Annotated in this window: 19 protein-coding genes and 1 pseudogene; 6 read left to right on the forward strand and 14 right to left on the reverse strand. The window is 34.0% G+C overall.

Annotated features, from left to right (window positions below; all coding sequences use genetic code 11):
- Positions 1–612: 612 nt before the first annotated feature.
- From rpiB to CXF67_RS04460, 3 genes and pseudogenes are all read left to right on the forward strand, one after another.
- Positions 613–1,044 carry a ribose 5-phosphate isomerase B gene (gene rpiB / locus CXF67_RS04450; RefSeq protein WP_102087671.1) on the forward strand — a complete coding sequence of 144 codons (432 nt, stop codon included), beginning with the start codon at positions 613–615 and terminating at the stop codon, positions 1,042–1,044.
- Between the two features lie 6 nt (positions 1,045–1,050).
- Positions 1,051–1,951, forward strand: a pseudogene (locus CXF67_RS04455) (cation diffusion facilitator family transporter).
- A complete protein-coding gene (locus CXF67_RS04460; RefSeq protein ID WP_102087643.1) occupies positions 1,948–2,394 on the forward strand; it encodes a GNAT family N-acetyltransferase in 447 nt (148 codons plus the stop codon). The pseudogene CXF67_RS04455 and the gene CXF67_RS04460 overlap by 4 nt, the downstream one beginning before the upstream one ends.
- 178 nt (positions 2,395–2,572) lie before the next feature.
- Here CXF67_RS04460 and CXF67_RS04465 read toward each other — a convergent pair whose 3' ends face one another.
- From CXF67_RS04465 to CXF67_RS04475, 3 genes are all read right to left on the reverse strand, one after another.
- Positions 2,573–4,195: a S41 family peptidase gene (locus tag CXF67_RS04465; protein WP_102087644.1), complete on the reverse strand. Its 1,623-nt coding sequence runs from the start codon at positions 4,193–4,195 to the stop codon at positions 2,573–2,575.
- Complete coding sequence (gene rnpA, locus CXF67_RS04470; protein ID WP_102087645.1) at positions 4,195–4,551, reverse strand: ribonuclease P protein component; 357 nt, start codon at positions 4,549–4,551, stop codon at positions 4,195–4,197. Before rnpA ends, CXF67_RS04465 begins: the two co-directional genes overlap by 1 nt.
- Positions 4,552–4,619: 68 nt before the next feature.
- A complete protein-coding gene (locus CXF67_RS04475; RefSeq protein WP_102087646.1) occupies positions 4,620–5,801 on the reverse strand; it encodes a phosphoglycerate kinase in 1,182 nt (393 codons plus the stop codon).
- A 79-nt stretch (positions 5,802–5,880) separates the two neighbouring features.
- Here CXF67_RS04475 and CXF67_RS04480 point away from each other — a divergent pair, with 79 nt between their 5' ends.
- Positions 5,881–7,020 carry a DNA polymerase III subunit gene (locus CXF67_RS04480; RefSeq protein ID WP_102087647.1) on the forward strand — a complete coding sequence of 380 codons (1,140 nt, stop codon included), beginning with the start codon at positions 5,881–5,883 and terminating at the stop codon, positions 7,018–7,020.
- 234 nt (positions 7,021–7,254) lie between these two features.
- On the opposite strand, the gene CXF67_RS04485 is transcribed toward CXF67_RS04480, so the two are convergent.
- From CXF67_RS04485 to CXF67_RS04515, 8 genes are all read right to left on the reverse strand, one after another.
- Positions 7,255–7,812 (reverse strand): OmpH/Skp family outer membrane protein, encoded by a 558-nt coding sequence (locus CXF67_RS04485; RefSeq protein ID WP_102087648.1) that lies wholly within the window; start codon positions 7,810–7,812, stop codon positions 7,255–7,257.
- A 565-nt stretch (positions 7,813–8,377) separates the two neighbouring features.
- Positions 8,378–8,530 carry a hypothetical protein gene (locus tag CXF67_RS18090; RefSeq protein WP_180957896.1) on the reverse strand — a complete coding sequence of 51 codons (153 nt, stop codon included), beginning with the start codon at positions 8,528–8,530 and terminating at the stop codon, positions 8,378–8,380.
- Positions 8,531–9,156: 626 nt separating this feature from the next.
- On the reverse strand, positions 9,157–9,984 hold the full coding sequence (locus CXF67_RS04490) for a class I SAM-dependent methyltransferase (protein ID WP_102087649.1): 828 nt from the start codon (positions 9,982–9,984) through the stop codon (positions 9,157–9,159).
- Between the two features lie 16 nt (positions 9,985–10,000).
- A complete protein-coding gene (mnmG, locus tag CXF67_RS04495; protein WP_102087650.1) occupies positions 10,001–11,872 on the reverse strand; it encodes a tRNA uridine-5-carboxymethylaminomethyl(34) synthesis enzyme MnmG in 1,872 nt (623 codons plus the stop codon).
- Positions 11,873–11,877: 5 nt separating this feature from the next.
- On the reverse strand, positions 11,878–12,309 hold the full coding sequence (gene ybeY / locus CXF67_RS04500; protein WP_102087672.1) for an rRNA maturation RNase YbeY: 432 nt from the start codon (positions 12,307–12,309) through the stop codon (positions 11,878–11,880).
- Positions 12,293–15,715 carry a DUF4175 family protein gene (locus CXF67_RS04505; RefSeq protein WP_102087651.1) on the reverse strand — a complete coding sequence of 1,141 codons (3,423 nt, stop codon included), beginning with the start codon at positions 15,713–15,715 and terminating at the stop codon, positions 12,293–12,295. Before CXF67_RS04505 ends, ybeY begins: the two co-directional genes overlap by 17 nt.
- Before the next feature lie 306 nt (positions 15,716–16,021).
- Positions 16,022–16,390, reverse strand: a complete 369-nt coding sequence (locus CXF67_RS04510) for a hypothetical protein (RefSeq protein WP_257984594.1) — start codon at positions 16,388–16,390, stop codon at positions 16,022–16,024.
- 116 nt (positions 16,391–16,506) lie between these two features.
- The gene (locus CXF67_RS04515) at positions 16,507–17,082 is read right to left on the reverse strand and encodes a hypothetical protein (protein ID WP_145990383.1); all 576 of its coding nucleotides are present in this window, start codon (positions 17,080–17,082) and stop codon (positions 16,507–16,509) included.
- Positions 17,083–17,520: 438 nt separating this feature from the next.
- On the opposite strand from CXF67_RS04515, the gene gltX reads away from it, so the two are divergent.
- Both gltX and CXF67_RS04525 read left to right on the forward strand, forming a co-directional pair.
- Positions 17,521–19,038 carry a glutamate--tRNA ligase gene (gene gltX, locus CXF67_RS04520; RefSeq protein WP_102087654.1) on the forward strand — a complete coding sequence of 506 codons (1,518 nt, stop codon included), beginning with the start codon at positions 17,521–17,523 and terminating at the stop codon, positions 19,036–19,038.
- A gap of 70 nt (positions 19,039–19,108) precedes the next feature.
- Positions 19,109–20,050, forward strand: a complete 942-nt coding sequence (locus CXF67_RS04525; protein WP_102087655.1) for an SPFH domain-containing protein — start codon at positions 19,109–19,111, stop codon at positions 20,048–20,050.
- 261 nt (positions 20,051–20,311) lie between these two features.
- On the opposite strand, the gene CXF67_RS04530 is transcribed toward CXF67_RS04525, so the two are convergent.
- The 3 genes from CXF67_RS04530 to CXF67_RS04540 are packed head-to-tail and all read right to left on the reverse strand — an operon-like array spanning position 20,312 to position 21,289.
- Positions 20,312–20,527 (reverse strand): DUF6327 family protein, encoded by a 216-nt coding sequence (locus tag CXF67_RS04530; protein ID WP_015024321.1) that lies wholly within the window; start codon positions 20,525–20,527, stop codon positions 20,312–20,314.
- Complete coding sequence (locus CXF67_RS04535) at positions 20,527–20,928, reverse strand: phage holin family protein (RefSeq protein ID WP_102087656.1); 402 nt, start codon at positions 20,926–20,928, stop codon at positions 20,527–20,529. The genes CXF67_RS04530 and CXF67_RS04535 overlap by 1 nt, the downstream gene beginning before the upstream one ends.
- Positions 20,929–20,944: 16 nt before the next feature.
- A complete protein-coding gene (locus CXF67_RS04540; protein WP_102087657.1) occupies positions 20,945–21,289 on the reverse strand; it encodes a YtxH domain-containing protein in 345 nt (114 codons plus the stop codon).
- Positions 21,290–21,349 lie beyond the last annotated feature (60 nt).

Consider the following 21,349-nt stretch of genomic DNA (forward strand, 5'->3'; position numbering starts at 1 on the left):
TAAAATCCATTTTCAAATTTTCTTTTTAAAGTTATCCACACTATATATTAACCACCACTCTTTTAAAAAAATTTTATTTCAAATTTGATGACTGTTATTGCCCGTGTACAACTGGAAAACTTTTTCTTATCCTATTTTGTTTCCAATTAAATCTAGTTTATTCACAATTTCTCCACACTATTTATAGTCTTTAAAGCATTGATTTTTATTGGTCTATTATAAAGTTATCCACAGTTTAATATTTACTTTCCACAAGTTACTACTTACAAGTTTTTTGTGGATAGGTGTGGATAACTTTATTTTTCGAACGCAAAACTTTTTCGAAAATAGGTGATTGAATATTTTAGTAAATCACATTTTTATCTACCTGATTTTTTCCTTTGAAATACCTAATTATGCTCATGTTTTTTTTACATAAGTTATCCACATTTTCCTTAAAATTGAAGTCTTTTAAACTGATATGAATCCAAAGTTTTCCACAATTTATGGATAACTTTTTTTCAATTTTACAATCTGTTTACAAACAGGAGATTAACTTTTATCATGTTTTTTTTAAAGTCTATTTATTTAATAAGCCCTAACTTTGTTATCCAATCTTATACTTACATACTTATGATAATTTCAATTGGTAATGATCACGCTGGGACGTTTTACAAAAATAAAATTGTAGAATATCTTAAGTCCCAAAATATTGAGGTACGTAATCATGGTACTAATTCTGAGGATAGTGTGGATTATCCTGATTTTGTTCATCCTGTAGCTCTAGATGTTGAAGATGGAACATCAAATTTAGGGATTATTATTTGTGGAAGCGGCAATGGGGCTAATATGACCGCCAATAAACACCAAGGAATACGGTCCGCACTATGTTGGACTAGTGAGTTGGTAGCTCTAGCAAAACAGCATAATAATGCAAATGTACTGAGTATTCCTTCAAGATTTGTTTCTTTAGAAGAAGCGCTAGATTTCGTAACAGTTTTTTTAAAAACTCCTTTCGATGGTGGTCGTCATCATCACAGAGTTGATAAAATTGCATGTCATTAGCTTATTTTGAGTCATAACCACTCACATCAAAGGTCACAAACCAATCTTCTTGTTTCTATATTTTTAAATATGGGAATCACTCTTGCGCAAGTTATAGGTGGAATCATCAGTGGGAGCTTAGCTTTACTATCCGATGCGCTTCATAATTTTTACAGACGTTGTTTCTCTTATCATCAGTTATGTAGCTTCTAAGTACTCCAAGAAAAGTGCTACATCCAATAAAACCTTTGGTTATAAACGCGCTGAAATAATTGCTGCATTTGTCAATTCTGCGAGTCTTATTATTATAGCCATTATTCTTATTAAAGAATCTATTTTGCGATTTTTAAATCCTCAAACTATAGATTCTACTCTTGTTATTTGGCTTTCGGCCGTAGCTATTATAGGAAATGGTTTTAGCGTTTTGCTTCTTTTAAAAGATAGAAAGTCCAATATGAATATTGCTTCTGCCTATCTTCATTTACTTACAGATATGTTGGCTTCTGTAGCCGTCCTTGTGGGTGGTCTTTTAATGAAGTATTACGAAGTGTACTGGCTAGACAGTCTACTTACTGCAGCCATTGCTGTCTATCTTATTTTCGTAGGTTCTGAACTTTTTAAAAATTCATTTAAAGTTTTAATGCTCTTTACACCAAGCACTATTGAAATTGACGATATTGTGGCTATCATTAATAAATTATCAACCGTCAAAAACATGCACCATGTTCATATATGGCAATTGAACGAAGACGAAGTTCATCTAGAGGCAGAAATCGATTTTGATAAGGATATCACCTTGTCAGAATTTGATAAGATTTTAGTTCAAATAGAAGACATCCTTTTTTCTGAATTTGGAATCAATCACATCAACATACAACCTGAATTTAATAAAACAGATAATAAAAACATTATAGTCCAAGATTTATGACAACAGAAATTCTCCCTTATTCAAAACTCACTTCAACACAGGTTTATGATTTCCTTCAGCTGAGATCTGAAGTTTTTGTGGTTGAACAAGATTGCGTATATCAAGATATAGATGGGTATGATGATAAAGCTTTTCATGTTTTATTCTACGATGATACAATTTTAGTGGCTTATTCTAGAATCCTTCCACCAGGGACTTATTTTGAAGAATTAAGTATAGGTAGAGTTATAGTAAAGGCTACTCATAGAAAATTAAATTTAGGACATGATTTAATGGATAGAAGTATAGTTTTTTCTCACGCTAATTATAAAAAAGCTATTATTAAAATCTCTGCTCAGCGGTATTTAATTAAGTTTTATGAATTGCATGGATTCCAAATTCATGGAGAAGGTTATTTAGAAGATGGTATCCCTCATATTGGAATGAAACTTATGAAAATTTAAATTTTAACCCATACTAAATTAAACTTATAATATCGTAATAAATCGTTTTACCGATAGGAATTAACCACAGGTATTTTTTGTTTGCTTTTAACAAAAAACCTATATTGAGCTACGTCGTAGTATAATTAAGTTTATTCATATGGCTTCAAAAATTATTTTGGTGTAAGGCTTTTTATTTCTAAAATCCTAAAATTTCTTTATACTGTGCTTTATTATTTAAGGCTTTTAAAGCTTTCTTGATGACTTCTCCTTCTTGTGTATAGTAATTGTAAACAGCTTCATCATAGCCTAACTTCCTAATGATAGCTTCAGTTATTAACTTTCGAAGGGTTTCTGACTCTTCCTGCAAAAGATTTTCTTTTTCTTTTTGAAGGCTTTTCTTTAGATCAACTAGCGAACTTTCTATAGATTTTAGGAATTTTTCGGTTTTAGCTATCTGTTCAAGTTCTTTTATTTTTTGATCAGTTTTTGTTTCAAATTCAAAGTCTTTTTTATCAATAAACTTTCGAAAATTATCCTTTACACCCTTATTCATTACAAAGGTCTCAAGAGTTAATCCTTCATTTTCATTTACGTATGTATTGGCAAAATCAAAAATCAAGTTTCCTTTAATAATTTCTTTTAAAAGTTCATTTTCTTTTTCTTCATTCACTTCTATATCTGGCCTTACACCACCACCATCGTAGACACTTCTTCCATTTTTTGTTTTGAACTCTGTATATTCATCTTTATTTTTTCTTATACTTTTCCCATCCAGATAATCTAAGGCTTGTATACATCTTCCACTGGGCGTATAATATCTTGAAATCGTAATTTTAGCTTGAGTTCCGTAGTTCAATTTCTTGGGTCTTTGTACAAGACCTTTTCCAAAACTTCTACTGCCTATGATGATACCTCGATCCAAATCTTGTAAGCTACCAGAAACAATTTCACTAGCTGAGGCACTATTTTCATTAATCAAAACGGCCACGGGAATATTTGTGTCAAGGGCTTTATTTTGAGTAGTGTAGGTTTGGTTATATTTTTCTATAGCTGATTTTGTAAAGGTGATGGTCGTTCCTTTCTCAATAAAGACATTACTTACGTTTACTGCCTCCGATAATAAACCACCCGGATTATTTCTTAGGTCTAGTACAATTTGAGTAGCTCCCTGTTTTTTCAAATCCTGAAAGGCTTCACTAACTTCAGAAGATGCAGATCGTGTAAATTTTGAAAGGACGATATATCCAGTATTATTTTCTAAAAGTTTATAAAAAGGCACTGCTTTTATATTAACAACTCCTCTTTCTAAGGTGATTTTTTTATTTGTAGTATGACGTTTTAATTCTAAAATAACTTCGGACTTTGGAGCACCTTTAAGTAACTCGCCGGCATCTTCATTATAGTCTTTGACTTGTATATCTCCAATTTTGAATATTTCATCTCCAATTTTTAAACCTGCTTTATCTGCGGGGGATGACTTGATTATATTTCTGATAACAATAGCATTAGACTTACTTATGATATCTGCTCCAATTCCGGTATAATTCCCTGAGTTTCGAATTTTTGCATTTTGGATCTCCTGTTCATTCCAATAGACTGTGTAAGGATCCAAATCTTCTAGCATAGCTTCTATAGCTGTATTCATCAATTCTGCTGGATTTACTTCATCCACATAATTCATATTGACTTCTTTGTACAGATTCGTAAAGATTTCTATCTGCTTAGCAATTTCAAAGAAATCGTTTCTATAGGTTGTAAACCCGTACGAAGTTACTGCCACTACAGCAGTAAGGATAATAAGTTGTATGCGTTTCATCATCACTTTATGTCGTTTAGCAAAGTATGTATTACTTTGTGAATTTTTTCAGACTCTAAATGTGTTTTCCCTATATAGAGTATCATTACCGAATAGCTTTTATTTTTATCTGATATCTGATTTTTATGTAATCGGTATGCTTCTCTGAGTTGCCTTTTGATCCTATTGCGATCTACTGCTTTTTTAAAATTTCGCTTGGACACGCTTACACCCACTTGTCGATACTTTTTATTACTTTCCACATATCGAATTAAAAGGGGATATGTTTTTATAGATTTTCCTTCCTCAAATATGTTTTTGATTATTTTTCTGGATTTTAGTTTCTCCTTATTTTGATACGTAAACAAAGGTTTAAGCATAATTATAAACTAAAAAAGCAATATCTATCAGTCTTAAAGATATTGCTTTATAAATGAATATATTTTTTTTATTTTAAAGCTTCAATGCCTGGTAAGCTTTTTCCTTCTAGCATTTCCAACATTGCTCCCCCTCCTGTAGACACATAACTAACCTTAGTATCGAACCCAAATTTTTTGGCTGCCGAGACACTGTCACCTCCACCCACTAGAGAAAATGCCCCTTTTTCTGTTGCCTTTGCTATGGCTTCGCCTAGAGCTATAGTTCCCTTAGAAAAGGTATCCATTTCAAAAACACCAAGTGGACCATTCCATAAAATTATTTTTGACTTCGCAATTATTTTCGCAAAATTATCTCTCGATTGTGGCCCAGCGTCTAATCCCATCCAACCTTCAGAAATAGTATTGATATCTTCAATTTTGATCTCAGAATCATTGTCAAATTCCTGAGTTACTATACTATCTACAGGCAAATGTACTTCCACATTTTGTTCCTCAGCTTTTTTTAGAATCTCTAGTGCCAACTCTTGTTTATCATTTTCAACCAAAGATTCTCCAATATGACCTCCCTTTGCTTTAACAAACGTAAAAGCCATACCACCTCCAATGATGAGATGATCAATCTTAGCCAGAATATTTTCGATTACTGTAATTTTTGAGGATACTTTTGCACCACCAAGAACTGCAGTTACCGGCTTTTCATTAGAATTTAAAACTTTATCTAGACTTTCAACTTCTTTTTGAAGTAAGTAGCCCATGGCTTTATCTTCAAAGAATTTAGCGACGACTGTCGTAGATGCATGTGCTCTGTGAGCTGTTCCAAAGGCATCATTAACGTAAATATCTCCAAGATTAGATAGTTTTTTGGCGAATTCTTCGTCCCCTTTCTTTTCTTCAGGGTAAAATCTTAGATTTTCTAGAAGCAAGATTTCTCCAGGTTTTAAAGCCTCAGCGGCTTCCTCGACCTTTTTCCCAACACAGTCTTCAATAAATTTGACTTTCACTCCCAAAACATCAGAAACTTCGGATTCAATATGTTTTAAAGAATATTTTTCTTCTTTGCCTTCTGGTCTTCCCAGATGAGACATTAGAATTGCACTTCCCCCGTCTTCAAGTATTTTTATTAGTGTTGGTTTTGCCCCTTCAATTCTGCTTTTATCTGCTACCTTAAGCTCCTTGTTTAAAGGCACGTTGAAGTCTACTCTTACTAAAGCTTTTTTATTTTTAAAATTATAATCGTCAATTGTCTTCATGAATTTTCATTTATTAAATGAAATTCAAATTTAATTAAATATTTTTTTAAATACACCTAGGCTTTGTTATTTTAGCAATATGAGATTTGAAGATATCCTAGGTTTACAACACCTCAAAAACCATTTGGTTTCTAGTGTACAAAATAACCGTGTTGCACATGCACAACTTTTCACGGGCTCCATAGGATCTGGTACTTTACCAATGGCTATTGCTTTTGCTAGGACTTTGATGATACAGTACTCCAGCCCTTCCAAAGGAGATCGTATTTCTAGAAGTTTGGATCAACTTACCCATCCCGACTTACATTTCGTTTATCCTATCAATACAACAAGTTCTTCTTCAAAAAAGCCTAATTCGCTAGATTTTATATACGAATGGAGATCTTTTGTAAGTCAAAACCCTTATCAAAGCCTTTATGATTGGTATCAAAAAGTTGGTATTGAGAAAAAGCAAGGGAACATCAATGTTGATGAAGCCGCTCATATTGTTAAATTACTTTCACTCAAATCTTTTGAAGGAGGTCCTAAAGTGATGATTATTTGGTGTGCAGATAAAATGAATACAGCGGCTTCCAATAAATTATTGAAGTTGATTGAGGAACCGCCTAATAATACCTATTTTATTTTAATTACCGATTCCCCTGAAGATATTTTGCAAACCATCCGTTCTCGATGTCAACGTTTAGATTTCCCCCCTATAGGAGAAGCGGATATTATTAAAGGCTTAGTGTTTAAATTTGATATTTCTGAATCAGAAGCCCTAAAAATTGCTTATCAGGCTGATGGTAGTTTCTCTAAAGCCCTCCATTTGGTTGAACATAATTCAGATGATGAACTTTTTGAAGAGTGGTTCATTACTTGGGTGCGAAGTGCCTTTAGAGCTAAAGGAAATAAGCATGTGCTTACCGATTTATTAGATTGGTCAGACCAATTGTCTAAAGAGACCCGTGAGACTCAAAAGCGATTTTTAAATTATTGCATACAGTTCTTTCGTCAAGCTTTGCTTAGCAATTATAAGGTAGATTCTTTGGTCTACTTATCACCTTATAATACCAATTTTAAATTTAATAAGTTTTCGGAATTTATCTCTGGGACCAATATTCCCGATATTTTCAAAGTATTGGAAGATGCTATTTTCCATGTGGAAAGAAATGGGAACGGAAAGGTGATCTTCTCTGATCTTTCCTTTCAACTGACTCGTTTGTTGCACAAAAAATAAAGCCAACTGACTAGTTGGCTTTATAGTTACTTAAATAAGGTCTAAGTTCTGTTTCAATTTAAACCTATGGTATTGTAATAAATCGGTTTCTCTTCGCCTGCTTTTCATCAAAAATAATTACTGTAACTAAAGTTATGCTAATTATTTTAACTTCAATCAATCAATAAACCTGTGCTGAGTTACGACGAAGTATATTTCAATTTATTCATACGACATTATAAATTTAATTTGGTATTATTCCTCTGTACTTTCTGTTTCCACAGATTCTTTTTCTTTAGAGTCACTTTCTTTTTCTTGACCATTAATTACTAATAAGACATCCTCTGTAATATCCAAGCCTTCTTTTGCATACATAATGTTTGCCGATTCATTAGAACCGAAGATATAAGCATACCCTTTTTCTTTTCCATAATTACTTACGTGCTTTTTGACTTCAGCAATTAAAGAGTCAATGGCTTGATCACTTTCTTTTCTCAGTACCTGCCCTTTTTGCTGTTGTCTTTGTTGAAGCATTTGTTGCTTTTGAACTAACTCACCTTGTCGTCTTTCTCTTCCTTGAGCAGACATGCTTTTCATATTACTTTGGAACTCTTGAACTTCCTGCTGAAATATTGCTGCAATAGAATCTAGTTCGTTTGATAAGGCTTGACTCCTTTTCTCAAATTTTGCTTCAGTAGTTTTCATCTTACTGTACTCTTGTATCAAGACCGTGTTATCGACGTAAGCCGTTTTCTCTCCTTGACAAGACATTAGGGATGCAACTAGTGTTAAGCTAAATAGTATTTTTTTCATAAGGTTTTAAATTTTGACAAATGTAAAAAAGTAAATGAGCCTTTTCCAAAATTTACAATAAGAAATTATTATCCAAATTAAATATTTATAAGAAAGATTTATTTTAAATTAAGGTCTAGCATGACTCCTAAGAGCTATTATCTTTTATTACATACAATGATCCCGATCTTTTACAATATCACATTAATATGCCTTTAAAAAAACAAAAACGACTATCCAGTTAAGGATAGCCGTTTCTTGATTCAACAGGTGAACACCTTGAGATAAATTTGATACATTAATACCAATTTAAACCTATAATGTCGCAATAAATCATTTCTTTTTCGCCTGCTTTTTATCAAAAATAATTACCGTAACTAAGGCTATGCTAATTATTTTTAACTTCAATCAATCAAAAAATAATTCAATTTATTTATACGACATTATAAATTTAATTTGGTATAATACTTTGACCTTACATATTTTAGTTAGCATTCTAACTCACCGTCAAAACAGAAGGCATATGAAGATTAATAGCATTTACTGCTGGATTAGGATATACAGAAACAGCTTCTTTCACATTGCTTTATAGTGTAAGATTTCTTTTTCCTTCAACGGTGAATGCTGTTCTGAAGAAATCAAGTTCTAAAACAACATAAGAAGTACATGATGTAAACCCACCTTTCAAAGCATCTGCAGGGTGAATCAAATGACCATCGTTAATACCAAAATTTTTCAACTTCTGCTTTATATTGATAAAATTTAGTATCTGTCGGACATTTCGAAAGATTATTCACACATGGAGTTACTACTAACTAATAAGAATAATCGTTCAAAGTTACAAGTTCCCAAGCTAATATTGGTAGATCATTAATTAATTTATAGCACTTCTTTTGCCTCTACAATCACGAATTCATCATCATCAAGTTATAAACCAACTTTTTTAACTTGATGTGTTCTTGGTTGTGTTGGAACTTCTTGGACTGTTGATACCTTCAATATTCGACTACATGTTTACATATATACGTGTAGTATCAATCATAACTTGCCTCCATTATTAAACCCTTCAAAAATTACTTTTTTTATGCTTGATACTTAGTTAAATTAAAATCATCTTTCGTATACACTTTAGAGTATTCATCGTTAGTATATAAGTCTACAATTCTAGATGTTTTATTCCTAATTGTTCTTACAAAACAGTTTATTGTAATCTGTATTTTTATTTGACATTAGCCTTTGCAATCAACTCATACTCATAATTTGAAACACTAAACATCAATTATTTTTTACACACAAAGTAACTTTCTTACATTCTTATTTAATATTTCCGAATTAAAATAAGCAAGTTGTATTTTACGGGTCAAATTATTTAGAGGTCTTCATTACGAAAATATTTGAAGAATATTCTCCAGATTTTTTTGCTTGTTGATTTGATTTCCATCCTCTATACAAGCCTTTCAGCTTATGGTTTCCTTTATAGGATTCGGAAATCATCGAGATATAATAGGCATCAAAAAACATCGGTTTTATTTGTACTATTTCTAAATTAAGTAAGTGTGCAATTGTTGAGAGGTCTTGTTTTTTAAAATGCCATAAATGTCTAGGTACATCCCAAGCGGCCCATTTTTCTGTATAATAAGAAGCGTCGTAAGATTTATAATTGGGCACTGCAATAACCAATAGTCCTTCGGGATTTAATTTTGCCTTTAAGTCTTCAAGTACTTTAATATAATCTTCAACATGTTCCAAAACATGAAATAAAGTAATGGCATCAAAAGTCCCCTCAACCTTATTTAAGTCTTTGTAGATTTTTACTTCAGCTTTTTCTGCTTGGTCAAAGGCTTTTTTTGTGGGTTCGACACCACTACTTATAATCCCCTTTTTTGATAGATAAGACACAAATTCACCTGTACCACATCCATAATCTAACACTGATTTTATATATGGTTGGTTACGCTTTAAGATCTTGAGTTTCGTTTTGAACATCAAAGACTTCACCAGATCATAACCTATATCCATTAAAGAATTACTACTTTCCTTATGAGAAATATAGTCTTTAAACTCGTAGTACTTAGTTAAGTCTTTAGGCTTAGGCGTAGTTGCTAAAATTCCTAATTTATCTCTTTTGAGTTTAAAACTTTCCTTAGTAAAAGCTTCATCTTTTATGATCATTCCCGTTATATCCATGCCCATTGTTCCACGTGGAACATTATCTTCCCATGTGAACTAAAAGGACAGAAACATCACTTGGGTTTACACCGCTAACCCGTGAAGCCTGAGAGATCGTCCTTGGCTTAATTTTAGTCAGTTTTTCTCTAGCTTCAAGGGACATAGATTTTAATCTATTATAATTGAAATGCTCAGGGATTTTTACATTTTCAAGTCTGTTCAATTTATCAGCATTCAGTTTTTCTTTTTCTATATAACCAGCATACTTTACTTGCACCTCTACTTGTTCAAGCACTTCATTGCCTATGTTGTTTTCTGCAATATGTTTCTTGACACTTTCTAATTTACGCATATCTTCCATCACGATATTCGGTCTGGCTAATATTTTAAAAAGTTTTCCTTGCTGATCCACCTTGGAGGATTTTTTACTCTCTAGAATAGGATTAATTTCATCTGTAGTGACACTCTGATTTTTGAAAAATTCTACAAAAGTTTCAGATTTTTTCTTCTTTTCCTCCATCACTTTCATTCGTTCTGAAGACGCTAAACCTACTCCAAAAGATTTGGCAGTTAACCTAAAGTCAGCATTATCTTGACGTAATAACGTTCTGTATTCTGCTCTTGATGTGAACATTCTATAAGGTTCTTCTGTTCCTTTAGTAATGAGATCATCAATCAATACACCGATATAAGCTTCACTTCTTGTGAGGATGAAATCCTCCTTCCCCTGTACTTTAAGTGCTGCATTCATACCAGCCATTAAACCCTGAGAGGCTGCCTCTTCGTAACCGGTTGTTCCATTGATTTGTCCTGCAAAATATAAACCTTCCACAAGCTTTGTTTCTAAGGTATGTCTTAATTGTGTGGGTGGGAAATAATCATATTCTATCGCATAGCCTGGTCTAAAGAATTTTACGTTCTCAAATCCTGCCACTAGTTTTAAGGCCTTATACTGTATGTCCTCTGGCAATGAGGTAGAAAACCCATTGACATAATATTCAATGGTATTCCATCCTTCAGGTTCCACAAACATTTGATGTCTTTCTTTATCTGCAAACTTGTGTATTTTATCCTCAATACTTGGGCAGTACCGTGGACCTGTACTTTGTATAGCCCCGTTAAACATAGGAGATCTATCAAAACCCTCTTTTAATATATTGTGTACTTCTGGAGAGGTATAAGTCATCCAGCAGCTTCTTTGCTCTTCTAGTGGCTTTGTTTCGTTCGAATAAGAAAACTTCCAAGGTTTATCGTCTCCTGGTTGTTCTTCCATTTTAGAAAAGTCTAGGGATCTTCCATCTACTCTTGGAGGAGTTCCTGTTTTCATTCGTCCAGCTTCAAAACCCAATTCAATAAGTTCAGCGGTCATTCCTGTGGAAGCTCTTTCTCCTGCTCGACCACCACCAAAGTTTTTATTACCGATATGAATTAAACCATTTAAGAATGTACCATTGGTTAATATAACCGTTTTAGCTTTGATTTCTAATCCCAGTGATGTCCTTACACCAACTACCTTGTGTTTCTCAACTATAAGTCCTGAAACCATTTCTTGATAAAAATCCAAGTTTTGAGTCTGCTCCAGTTTCTCTCTCCAGTGTTGTGAAAACAGCATGCGGTCACTTTGAACTCTTGGACTCCACATCGCAGGTCCTTTAGATTTATTCAACATTTTAAATTGAATAGCACTTGTGTCTGAAACAATTCCGCTATACCCACCTATGGCATCAATTTCCCTTAGGATTTGCCCTTTAGCAATTCCTCCCATAGCTGGATTACAAGACATCTGGGCTATGTTCTGCAAATTCATGGTCACGAGCAAGGTGCTACTTCCCATATTTGCTGCTGCTGCTGCTGCTTCACTTCCTGCGTGACCAGCTCCAACTACTATAACATCATACGTATCTTTAAACATAACTTCTATTTTTGTTCCACGTGGAACAATTCTATTTTTAAATTCTCTTTAGCTCTCATGAGATCCTTTTCTTCCTCGGTTAAATCCTTATAACCGCAACAGTGTAAAACACCATGAGCCATGACTCTCTTAAGTTCCTTTTCAAAGTCCACACCAAATTCCTTAGCATTTTCTTTAACTCTATCGATGCTGATATAAATTTCTGTTGAGATAGAATCCCCGTCAGTATAATCGAATGTGATAATATCCGTCAATGTATCGTGTTGGAGATAAGTTTGATTGATATCCAACAGATACTCGTCAGAACAAAAAACATAGGTTAATTCTCCTAGGGTTTTTTGCTCACTTTCGATAACCGATAACAACCATAACCGATACTCTTTTTGATTAGAGATATCGAAATCTGTTGTGCTATAAAAATTAATTAGATCTGCCATCAAAATAAATATTAATCAGCTTTTTATATTGAGGTTGCAAAGGTAATTGTTGTCTATTTAAAATCTCGGTTGTATTAAAATATTCTTTAGCTTTCTCAACCCAAGGTTCAGAGTTCGAATTAAATTCTTTTTTGTTGGTCTTAGCTTGGCGATCTTCATCTTGACCTTGTTGGTTTGCCGCTTTCTTCAATTTTAGGAGTTGGTGTTTTACAGCGTCCATTTGCTGTAATAAATCATTGCTAAATCCCTTCATCAAAAGCTCTTGTTCCAAACGATCTAGACTTTTTGTAAGCTCATTGGTATTTCCGTCTAAACCTAAACGTTTAATTTCATTCTCCAGCTGATTTCTTAAGTCTTGCTGTTGTTTATAAATCTGATATACTTCTCCGCTCATCTGTTCATTTCCTTGTTGAGATCCTTTCTTTTTACCGCTTCCTTCTCCATCTTCATTATTTCCCTCCTCTCCTTTCCCGCCGTCTCCTTTTTCACCACCTTCTGAGTCTTCTCCACTCTTCCCTTTTTCACCTTCTTTCTCTCCTCCCTTTTCAGGTTTTGAAGATTCTCCCTGACCTTTAGATTTGCCTTTTTGCATTTGTTTTTGAAGCTCCTCATGAGACTTGATAATATCAGACAATTGTTCCCCCGGCTGGCCACCACTTGGTTTTGGTTTTCCAGATCCTGACCCTTTCATCTGGTTTTTCATTTGATCCAAAGCGACGTCTAGCATGCTCGACAATTCATTTGCAAACATCATGGTATATTGCTGACTACTGGTTCCCATTCTTACTTCATTTTCTGCTAAGCGTTCTAAAGACTTTTCAATATTGAAATTGATATCAGATATTTTGTTATTCACCTCTTCAGTAATCATTGGCGTTCGCATCGCTAAGGCATATAAGCTATCATCTGCATGCTTGAAGTTTTCTCTGAGTTCTGCTTGTCGTTTAAGCTTGGAGGCATAAGCAGGGTTGGAATTAGACATGCTTTTAAAGCTTTCCATAAGTCCTTCTTGTTCTTGAGAAAAAAGGATCAAATTATTTAAAATCTGTCTCAACATATCTGCATCCTCAGCAGCTTGCTCCATATTCGAGGACATCATAGATTGTTGCATTTTATCGGATAGAGACTTCATTTTCTCAGAGGCTTTTTTCTGCTTTTCTTGGGCCTTCTCTTTCTGTGAAGCGCTTTCTTTGGAGTCCTCACTATTTTCTTCGCTACTTTCTAGCTCTTCTTTAGCCTCCTCTTGGTCTTGGTCAATTTCTTCCTCTAGAGCTTTATCACTTCCTATGTCCATAGGGGCTTTTAGGTCTTCGTTTTTCTCTTCCAATTCTTTTAAATCCTCTTTCAGTTTATCAAATTTTTCATTGAGTTTCTCCTGTTTCTCAGAGGAGTTTTCTTCTGCTTCAGAGAGGTCTTCTTGTTCCCTGGCCAAATTTTTAAGTTCTTCTGCTAGCTTTTCAGTTTTCTTTTCAACATAAAATCGCTTGGTCAATTCCAGAAGTTGCTCCAAATTTTTCTCTTGCTTTTTAGATTCCTTGTCGAAATTTTCCAGCTTTTGATTGAGTTCTTCTCTATCGATTTTATCTCGCAACTCATCCAACTCCTTTAAGAGCTCTTGGTTTTTTTCAATTTGTTTTTGGTTTTTCTCTAGTCGGTTTTCTAGGTTTTCTTTTGCTTTATCTTGTTCTTCAGGATTCAATTTTTTAAAATCTTCCTTTAAGCGTTCGCTATAATTCTTCATCATTTCCATCCGCTGCTTTTGTCGCTTTATGAAATTGTCTAGCTTTTGCTTTTCTGTATAATCCAGATTCTTTTCTTTTCTCTGTTTATTTTGGAGCTCACGGAGAGTTGCGTTGCTTTCTTTTTGCTGTTTCAATTCCTCAGATAACTTTTCAACAGCCGTGTTTTGTCGCTTTAGATTTTCAGTAGATTCTTCAAGCTCTGTCTTTTGGCGGTAAGAAAACACTTTAGACTTGGACGATTTTCTACCATTCACTTCATCATTATCGTAAACTTCGAAATAGTATGAATAGTCGGTCCCCGACATCAGATCTAGGTCTTCATTTGGAAATGCATAAGAAAATTCAGCATAATTACTTTTAGAAATTTCTATTTCTTTTTTGGTCGTAATGTCTTTATTATCAGAAGAGTAATAGACCAATTGTAATTCAGTTAACCTATAATCGTCGGTAATCTTACCGAAGAAATAAGACTGTTCTAGAAGTAAGCGGTCCTTTTTTTCCTGTAAAACTATCTTTGGGAACTCATCCTTGACGACTTCTATGCTGTAATTGAGAACATCGTAGTTTTTAAAATTAGAATTGGAAGTAGATATAGAATAGTCTACTGATGTCTTCTGAATTTGTGTCAAATTGAATTCTGAATTGGAAGACTCAAATTCGATCTGTTTTTCTTTTGAATTAAATACCACTTGATCGGTGGTCTCCGTTGAAATAATCCATTCAATTTCGGTCCCTTCTGGTACAGAGGCATTTCCAGTTCCAGAGATTGTCTTGGAAGCTTGATCGGTGTAAGCAGGGAAATTTAGCCTCATTTTCATATCCTTCATAATAGGGATATCTATAGCCGATAATTCATAAACCTTAGAAACAACGGTATTGGCTTTGAGTTGAAAACGCTTAGAATCCTCTACAGAGTTGAAGGTATAATAAAAAACACCATTTTCTTCTATAAGGTTATAGGCTTCCCCTTCTATTTCTATCTGCACGTCTTCAGGTTTTATATCCCCTAATGTTTTCACGTTGAGTCGAAACGATTTTCCCTTAGCGACCTGAAGCGAAGGATTGAGAATAGTAAACTGAAACGGAGCTGGTGGTTCATAAGCGGTTTCGTAATTGACGAGGCGCTTGTAGCTAGACGAAAAAGAATCCCCTAAGCCAGAGATCCATATCGCTAAGAGGATAAGAACAGGAATGGCCAAAAGCCGCAAATATTTTAGGTTTTGCGTAAAATCAATAGCAACCTGAAAAGGCACAGATTTTAAGTCTTTGGATTTCTGTTCAATACTGGCGAGTAAAAGCTCGCCTTGGGCGCCTTGGGCTTTAAGTTGTAAGATATTTTTTAGCTTATCACTGACTTCAGGAAAATGAGTACCGATGTAATCTGAAGCTTCTGAATAGTTGATCCCCTTGGAGATTTTGAAAAGCTGACCCGCGGGAACTAAAATCAATTTGAAAAGCAACAGTAGTTCTATGGCGAGGACGGTCCAAAACAAAAAAGTTCTAAGGCCAGAGCTAAACCATAAGAAGTACTCCAAGGCTGATATAAAAATAAACAACAAAAGACTGATCCCTACAAAAAGCAAGGCGCCTTTTATTAAAAGATTGCTATAGAACTTTTTTATAAACCGTTCTAACTTTTTTTCTATGATGTCATAATTCTGCATATCCTGCTTCTAATCCAATATTCGCTGCAAAGGTATTAATTAACCGACTTATTACTAAAGAGTTGTTATTATTTAACTGAATATCAAGACACGTGCTAGGAAGGGAAGTTTAATTTATAGAAGATAAGTCTTAATTTTTGAAGTATAGATTTTCTTAGCCGATAGGTTTTGTAAAAAAAAAACACAACAAAAAAGCTCAAATAATCAGTTTTATGAATCTCTGAGCCTAGACTACTAGTGTCTAAAAATCAATAAGGAAAAGAGTTGTTTTTTATCTCAGTTCTTTATTGGCTTCTGGCTTTTTCTTTAGTTTATTGACAAATTAGCAGTAATAAATTCACTCGGACTTGATTTAAATTTCAGTTCATAATTTCCAGTATTGGTTCGAATAAACTCATAATTCACCATTCTTAGAGGTGCGTCTTGAGTACAAATACATCCTTCATATTTTGCTTCAACTTCAATAGTTCGTGTATTTCCATTATTCGTTTCAATAAATTTTCCTAAACCTCCACAACCATTACTGACTCGAAATTTCACTTCAATATTAATAACTTGATGAACGGTTCCGGTTTCTGGTGAATCTACAGAGGTAATATATTCAGTATTGTTTGTAATACATTCTTCTTTATTATCATCATCTTTATTACAGCTGATAGATAGTCCGAAAGTCATGATTGAAATAAGTAGAATATTAAAATCTTTTTTCATTTTGTTTTTTTGGGGGAGGCTTTGCGTGTCGGCAAAAACTAAAGGTGTTGTTTGCGTGTTGACTTTTCAGCCTTAACCGTTCATTTTAAACTATCATACATTATTATCTTTTTCGCTACTGGTGAAAAAGGGGGATTAGGTAAATTATATTTTTGACTAAGCAAACGAGTATTTTTCATAGCTATGCTGGAGTATAATTGGGAAAACAAGTGATGACCAAAAGCTATATCAGGACTTATTAGTTCCATTTTTATTCGATCTTTAAATCTTTCAGAACTATCTTTATTTTTATTAATGTACAAAAAATGGTTGGAAGATAATACACCTTTTATGTTCAAGTAGAATTTACTTAACTGCAAAATGCAACCTGTAGATTTGTTTTCATTAAACAAGCTTAAAGTATGGCGATTTATCAAGTAATAATTATCGTTTAAGCCAATTGAGAAATTTACTTGATGGGAAAGATTGTTGAACGAAAAATCCGGCTCATATCCATTATAGTATTCTGCCAAGTCTTTAGGTAGTTCTAACCAATATATTTCCAATGTCAGTATTTCTGTCTCACTGCTAATCAATTCATCTAAACAAATCAAGAAGTATGAACCGACTTGCGGCATTGGAGTGAAAACATGAAATGGGTTCGATTCTGAAATCAAACCGCTTGAATTTGCTAGATAATTTATTGAAAGCTATCTCATTAAATATAGAGGTCAAATTAGGTGACGTACAAACTTAGGAATATGTTTTGTTGCGTGATTAAGCACCGAATTTAGTAAACAAATACAAACCTGCCTGCAGGTAGAAAATCCACGAGTCCCGACGCTCTGGGATTCTTAAGAAGGCGAGAATAAGCAAAAAATTATATGCTTGTTTGTAGTGGAGTCTTTTTTATTCTTTTGTGTATTCGCTCGTAAAGCAACCGGTACAATCTCCAACTAAACTAGCCCCTTTGGGTATACTTTTATAACGCCTTTTTGTAAGTTACAGTCACCTTTTTTTAATACACCAAGTACTTCTTAATCTCGTGAGCTTCATAAACCATTATTTCCTATCTGTAAACATCAATATATTTTATATTTGTAAAAAAACAGAAGATGGATACGAAAGTAAGAGTGAGATTTGCCCCAAGTCCAACAGGGCCACTTCATATTGGAGGCGTAAGAACTGCTTTGTATAACTACTTGTTTGCCAAAAAACACCAAGGTGATTTTCTACTAAGAATTGAAGACACCGACCAAAACCGATTTGTAGAGGGTGCAGAGCAGTATATTAAAGAAACTTTGGAATGGTGTGGAATTCCATACGATGAAGGTCCAGGAAAGCCAGGAAATTGTGGGCCTTATAAGCAAAGTGATCGCAAGGAAATCTACGTGGAGCATGTAGATAAATTGATCCAAAGCAATAATGCTTATTACGCCTTTGACACCCCTGAAGACTTGGAGGTAAAGCGTAAAGAAGCAGAGCAAGACCACACGAAATTCAGTTACGGACCAAAAAACAGGAATCAACTCAATAATTCCTTAACTCTTTCTGCGGAAGAGCTGCAGACTAAATTAGATAACAAGGAAGACTATGTTATTCGTTTTAAGACAAAATCGTCTGTAACACTCTCTATTCATGACGAAATTAGAGGGTTTATAGAAGTGGATTCTGAAGTCCTAGATGATAAGGTTCTCTTTAAAAGCGACGGCTTGCCCACCTATCACTTAGCAAATATTGTCGATGACCATCTCATGAGAATTACACATGTAATTCGCGGAGAGGAATGGTTACCTTCACTACCCCTTCACATTTCTTTATACGAAGCTTTTGGTTGGGAGACTCCAAAATTTGCTCACTTACCTCTTATTTTGAAGCCAAGTGGAAAAGGAAAATTGAGTAAACGAGATGGAGATCAACTTGGGTTTCCTGTATTTCCTTTAGAATGGAAAGATCCTAAAACAGAAGCTATTTCTTCGGGATATCGCGATGAAGGATTTTTTCCAGAAACCTTAGTTAATATGTTGGCCTTACTAGGTTGGAATGATGGAACCGAAAAAGAATTTTTTTCTATCAAAGAGCTTACAGAATCTTTTGAACTGGAAAGGGTTCATAAATCTGGAGCTAAGTTTGATCCTGAAAAAACAGAATGGTTTCAGCATCACTATATGCAAGAAATGGCTGTCTCCAAATTGGTTCAGGAGTTTTCAATAATCCTGAAGGACAAGGGAGTAGATGTTCAACAAGCTTACGTGGAGGAAGTCGTTGAAAAAATACGGGAAAGAGCTGCGTTTGTATCAGAATTTTGGGAGTTGTCTTCTTTTTACTTTGAATCGCCCAAAGAATTTGATTCGAAATCGGCTAAAAAAGCCTGGAAAAATGATTCACAAGAATGGATGCGAGCTTTAATCGGAAAGCTGGAAAGTATTGAAGATTTTTCTCAAATCCATGTTCAGAGTGAAGTCAAAGAATGGATCAACACCCAAGGTCTAAGTTTTGGTAAAATCATGCAACCCTTAAGGCTTGCTTTGGTAGGCGCTATGAGTGGACCTGATGTTTTTCATATCGCTGCTTCTATCGGTAAAGAGGACAGCATAACTAGACTGAATTATGCCATTGAGAAATTGGCTTAATCTTTTAGTTATTCAGTGCAATACAGTCGAAAAAGGTTTATTTTTATATAAAAATTTATAACTAATTATTATGGAAACATTTGTAGGTATTTTTATAGTGGTAATTGTTTTTTTTATCATTGTCAGTGGAATTTTTACAGTGAAGCAACAAACAGCAGCTTTGGTGGAACGCTTCGGGAAATTTTTGAGTATAAGGAATTCAGGACTGCATTTTAAAGTTCCATTAGTGGACCGTATTGCAGGGAAAATCAATCTTAAAATTCAGCAACTGGATGTCAATATAGAGACTAAAACCAAAGATGATGTGTTTGTTAATCTTAAAGTGTCGGTTCAGTACCAAGTGACTCGATCTAAAATCTACGATGCCTTTTATAAACTAGAGAGCCCAAGTGCTCAAATTACATCTTATGTTTTTGACGTGGTTCGAGCGGAAGTGCCAAAAATGAAATTGGACGATGTTTTTGTCCGTAAAGACGATGTTGCAAATGCTGTAAAGTCAGAACTTAACGATGCTATGCTAGATTATGGTTATGACATCATAAGAACGCTTGTTACAGACATTGATCCCGATGATAAGGTAAAGGAATCTATGAACCGAATTAATGCCTCAGAACGAGAAAAAATAGCAGCTGAGTTTGAAGGTGAAACAGAGCGAATTAAAATCGTTGCTGTAGCCAGAGCCGAAGCAGAAAGCAAACGACTCCAAGGGCAAGGGATTGCAGATCAACGTAGAGAAATAGCTAGAGGTCTCGAGGAAAGTGTTGAGGTGCTTAACAAAGTAGGAATTAACTCTCAGGAAGCTTCAGCTTTAATTGTGGTGACTCAACATTATGACACCCTTCAATCTATAGGAAGCCAAACCAACTCCAACCTTATTCTTATGCCAAATTCTCCTGAAGCGGGAAGCAATATGCTAAACGACATGATTGCTTCTTTTACCGCCGCTAGTCAGATTGGTGATGAGATGAAAAAGCAAAATGATCGCAAAGCGATTCAAGGAAAATCGGATTAAATATAAAAGTTAGGTAGACATACATTAAAAAAGGCTTGTGAAATTTTCACAAGCCTTTTTTAATGTCTAAAACTATTCATACCAATTTAGTTTTTAAATGATGCATTAAAAATTATACTACAACGTAGCTCAGCATAGATTTTTTACTTAGCTGATTAGAAATATATGCATAATAATAGTTTTGGTTCTATTTTATCACGATTTGTAAGTGAAAAAGAAACGGATTTTATCCGACATTTGAATGCTAAATAAGTATAAAACTCATAGTCCAAACTTTCTCAATATTTGAGTTCCTATTTTAGCATAAACAGCTTTCTGGCCAAAATAAGAAATAAACTCAGCTATAATATTTGTAAACGAAAAAGCACGCCTGATATACACTAAATCAATATTAGCTTTTTGCTTACTAATTTGAGTTTTGAGTTTAAGAATCTTTAGATCCTTATCGATTTCCTTAAATGAATTGTATTTCTTCATCAGTCTGAAGTTTCAGTTTCTTCAAATTCTTTTTTTAACTCCTCGTCTAAATCAGTACCTGAGCTTAAAAGGCTATTTAAGAAAGAAAACACTGGTTTTTCCAATAATTTTTTTCCGAAGATACTTACGATAATAAGTATTATACCATAGAAACCTCCAACTATAAAAAAACCATAAGACACCGATCCCAATTTATCACCTATCAAAAAGGCAAAACCCAAAGACACAAAAAAGAGTACTAAAATTAAGATTCCTACTTTAAGTACAAAACGTCCTCCACTGACTATACTTAAGGCGGATTTCTTAAAGAGATCAAGCCTGTAAAATTCAATGGAATTTTTTATGACATCCTTGGTATCTTGAGATAAGTTATCAAAGTGATCACCTAAATGATTCTCCATAAAGAAATTTTAAGGATTATTTATTCTTCAATTCTTTTTGAAGATTAGAATTTTTCTTTTTCAATTGGTCCAATTCACTTTCAAGTTTGCTTAGCATTCCATCAGCTTTAGTACTAGCATTAGAAAAAGTTTTATCTAACTTTTCCTCGATGCTTTTTTTTGCTTCTTCAGAAAAAGCAGACAGATGAGAAGATGTTTCCTTATACTTCTTATTTAAGTTTTCTTGTAGATGATCTGCTTCATCTTTCAATTGTTTTCTAGTTTTTTTTCCACTTTGTGGTGCATACAATAATCCTAAACCTACTCCGAGAGCTGTACCGGTTATTAGTGCTAAAATTGTATTTCCTGTCTTATTTCCCATTTTATTAATGTTTTATTAATATTAGTTTTAAATTTAAGGAGAACCTAGAGTTATCCCTGT

It is taken from the genome of Psychroflexus sp. MES1-P1E (genome assembly GCF_002836055.1).
GTDB lineage: Bacteria > Bacteroidota > Bacteroidia > Flavobacteriales > Flavobacteriaceae > Psychroflexus.

Bases quoted from the DNA above. Each gene is read 5' to 3' on its own strand.
- CXF67_RS04465 (WP_102087644.1), bottom strand. From the start codon at position 4,195: ATGATGAAACGCATACAACTTATTATCCTTACTGCTGTAGTGGCAGTA.
- CXF67_RS04510 (WP_257984594.1), bottom strand. From the start codon at position 16,390: ATGACTTTCGGACTATCTATCAGCTGTAATAAAGATGATGATAATAAA.
- ybeY (WP_102087672.1), bottom strand. From the start codon at position 12,309: ATGGCAGATCTAATTAATTTTTATAGCACAACAGATTTCGATATCTCT.
- CXF67_RS04535 (WP_102087656.1), bottom strand. From the start codon at position 20,928: ATGGAGAATCATTTAGGTGATCACTTTGATAACTTATCTCAAGATACC.
- CXF67_RS04480 (WP_102087647.1), top strand. From the start codon at position 5,881: ATGAGATTTGAAGATATCCTAGGTTTACAACACCTCAAAAACCATTTG.
- CXF67_RS04540 (WP_102087657.1), bottom strand. From the start codon at position 21,289: ATGGGAAATAAGACAGGAAATACAATTTTAGCACTAATAACCGGTACA.
- CXF67_RS04530 (WP_015024321.1), bottom strand. From the start codon at position 20,527: ATGAAGAAATACAATTCATTTAAGGAAATCGATAAGGATCTAAAGATT.
- mnmG (WP_102087650.1), bottom strand. From the start codon at position 11,872: ATGTTTAAAGATACGTATGATGTTATAGTAGTTGGAGCTGGTCACGCA.
- CXF67_RS04525 (WP_102087655.1), top strand. From the start codon at position 19,109: ATGGAAACATTTGTAGGTATTTTTATAGTGGTAATTGTTTTTTTTATC.
- CXF67_RS04475 (WP_102087646.1), bottom strand. From the start codon at position 5,801: ATGAAGACAATTGACGATTATAATTTTAAAAATAAAAAAGCTTTAGTA.
- CXF67_RS04485 (WP_102087648.1), bottom strand. From the start codon at position 7,812: ATGAAAAAAATACTATTTAGCTTAACACTAGTTGCATCCCTAATGTCT.
- rnpA (WP_102087645.1), bottom strand. From the start codon at position 4,551: ATGCTTAAACCTTTGTTTACGTATCAAAATAAGGAGAAACTAAAATCC.
- CXF67_RS04460 (WP_102087643.1), top strand. From the start codon at position 1,948: ATGACAACAGAAATTCTCCCTTATTCAAAACTCACTTCAACACAGGTT.
- CXF67_RS04490 (WP_102087649.1), bottom strand. From the start codon at position 9,984: ATGGGCATGGATATAACGGGAATGATCATAAAAGATGAAGCTTTTACT.
- gltX (WP_102087654.1), top strand. From the start codon at position 17,521: ATGGATACGAAAGTAAGAGTGAGATTTGCCCCAAGTCCAACAGGGCCA.
- rpiB (WP_102087671.1), top strand. From the start codon at position 613: ATGATAATTTCAATTGGTAATGATCACGCTGGGACGTTTTACAAAAAT.
- CXF67_RS04505 (WP_102087651.1), bottom strand. From the start codon at position 15,715: ATGCAGAATTATGACATCATAGAAAAAAAGTTAGAACGGTTTATAAAA.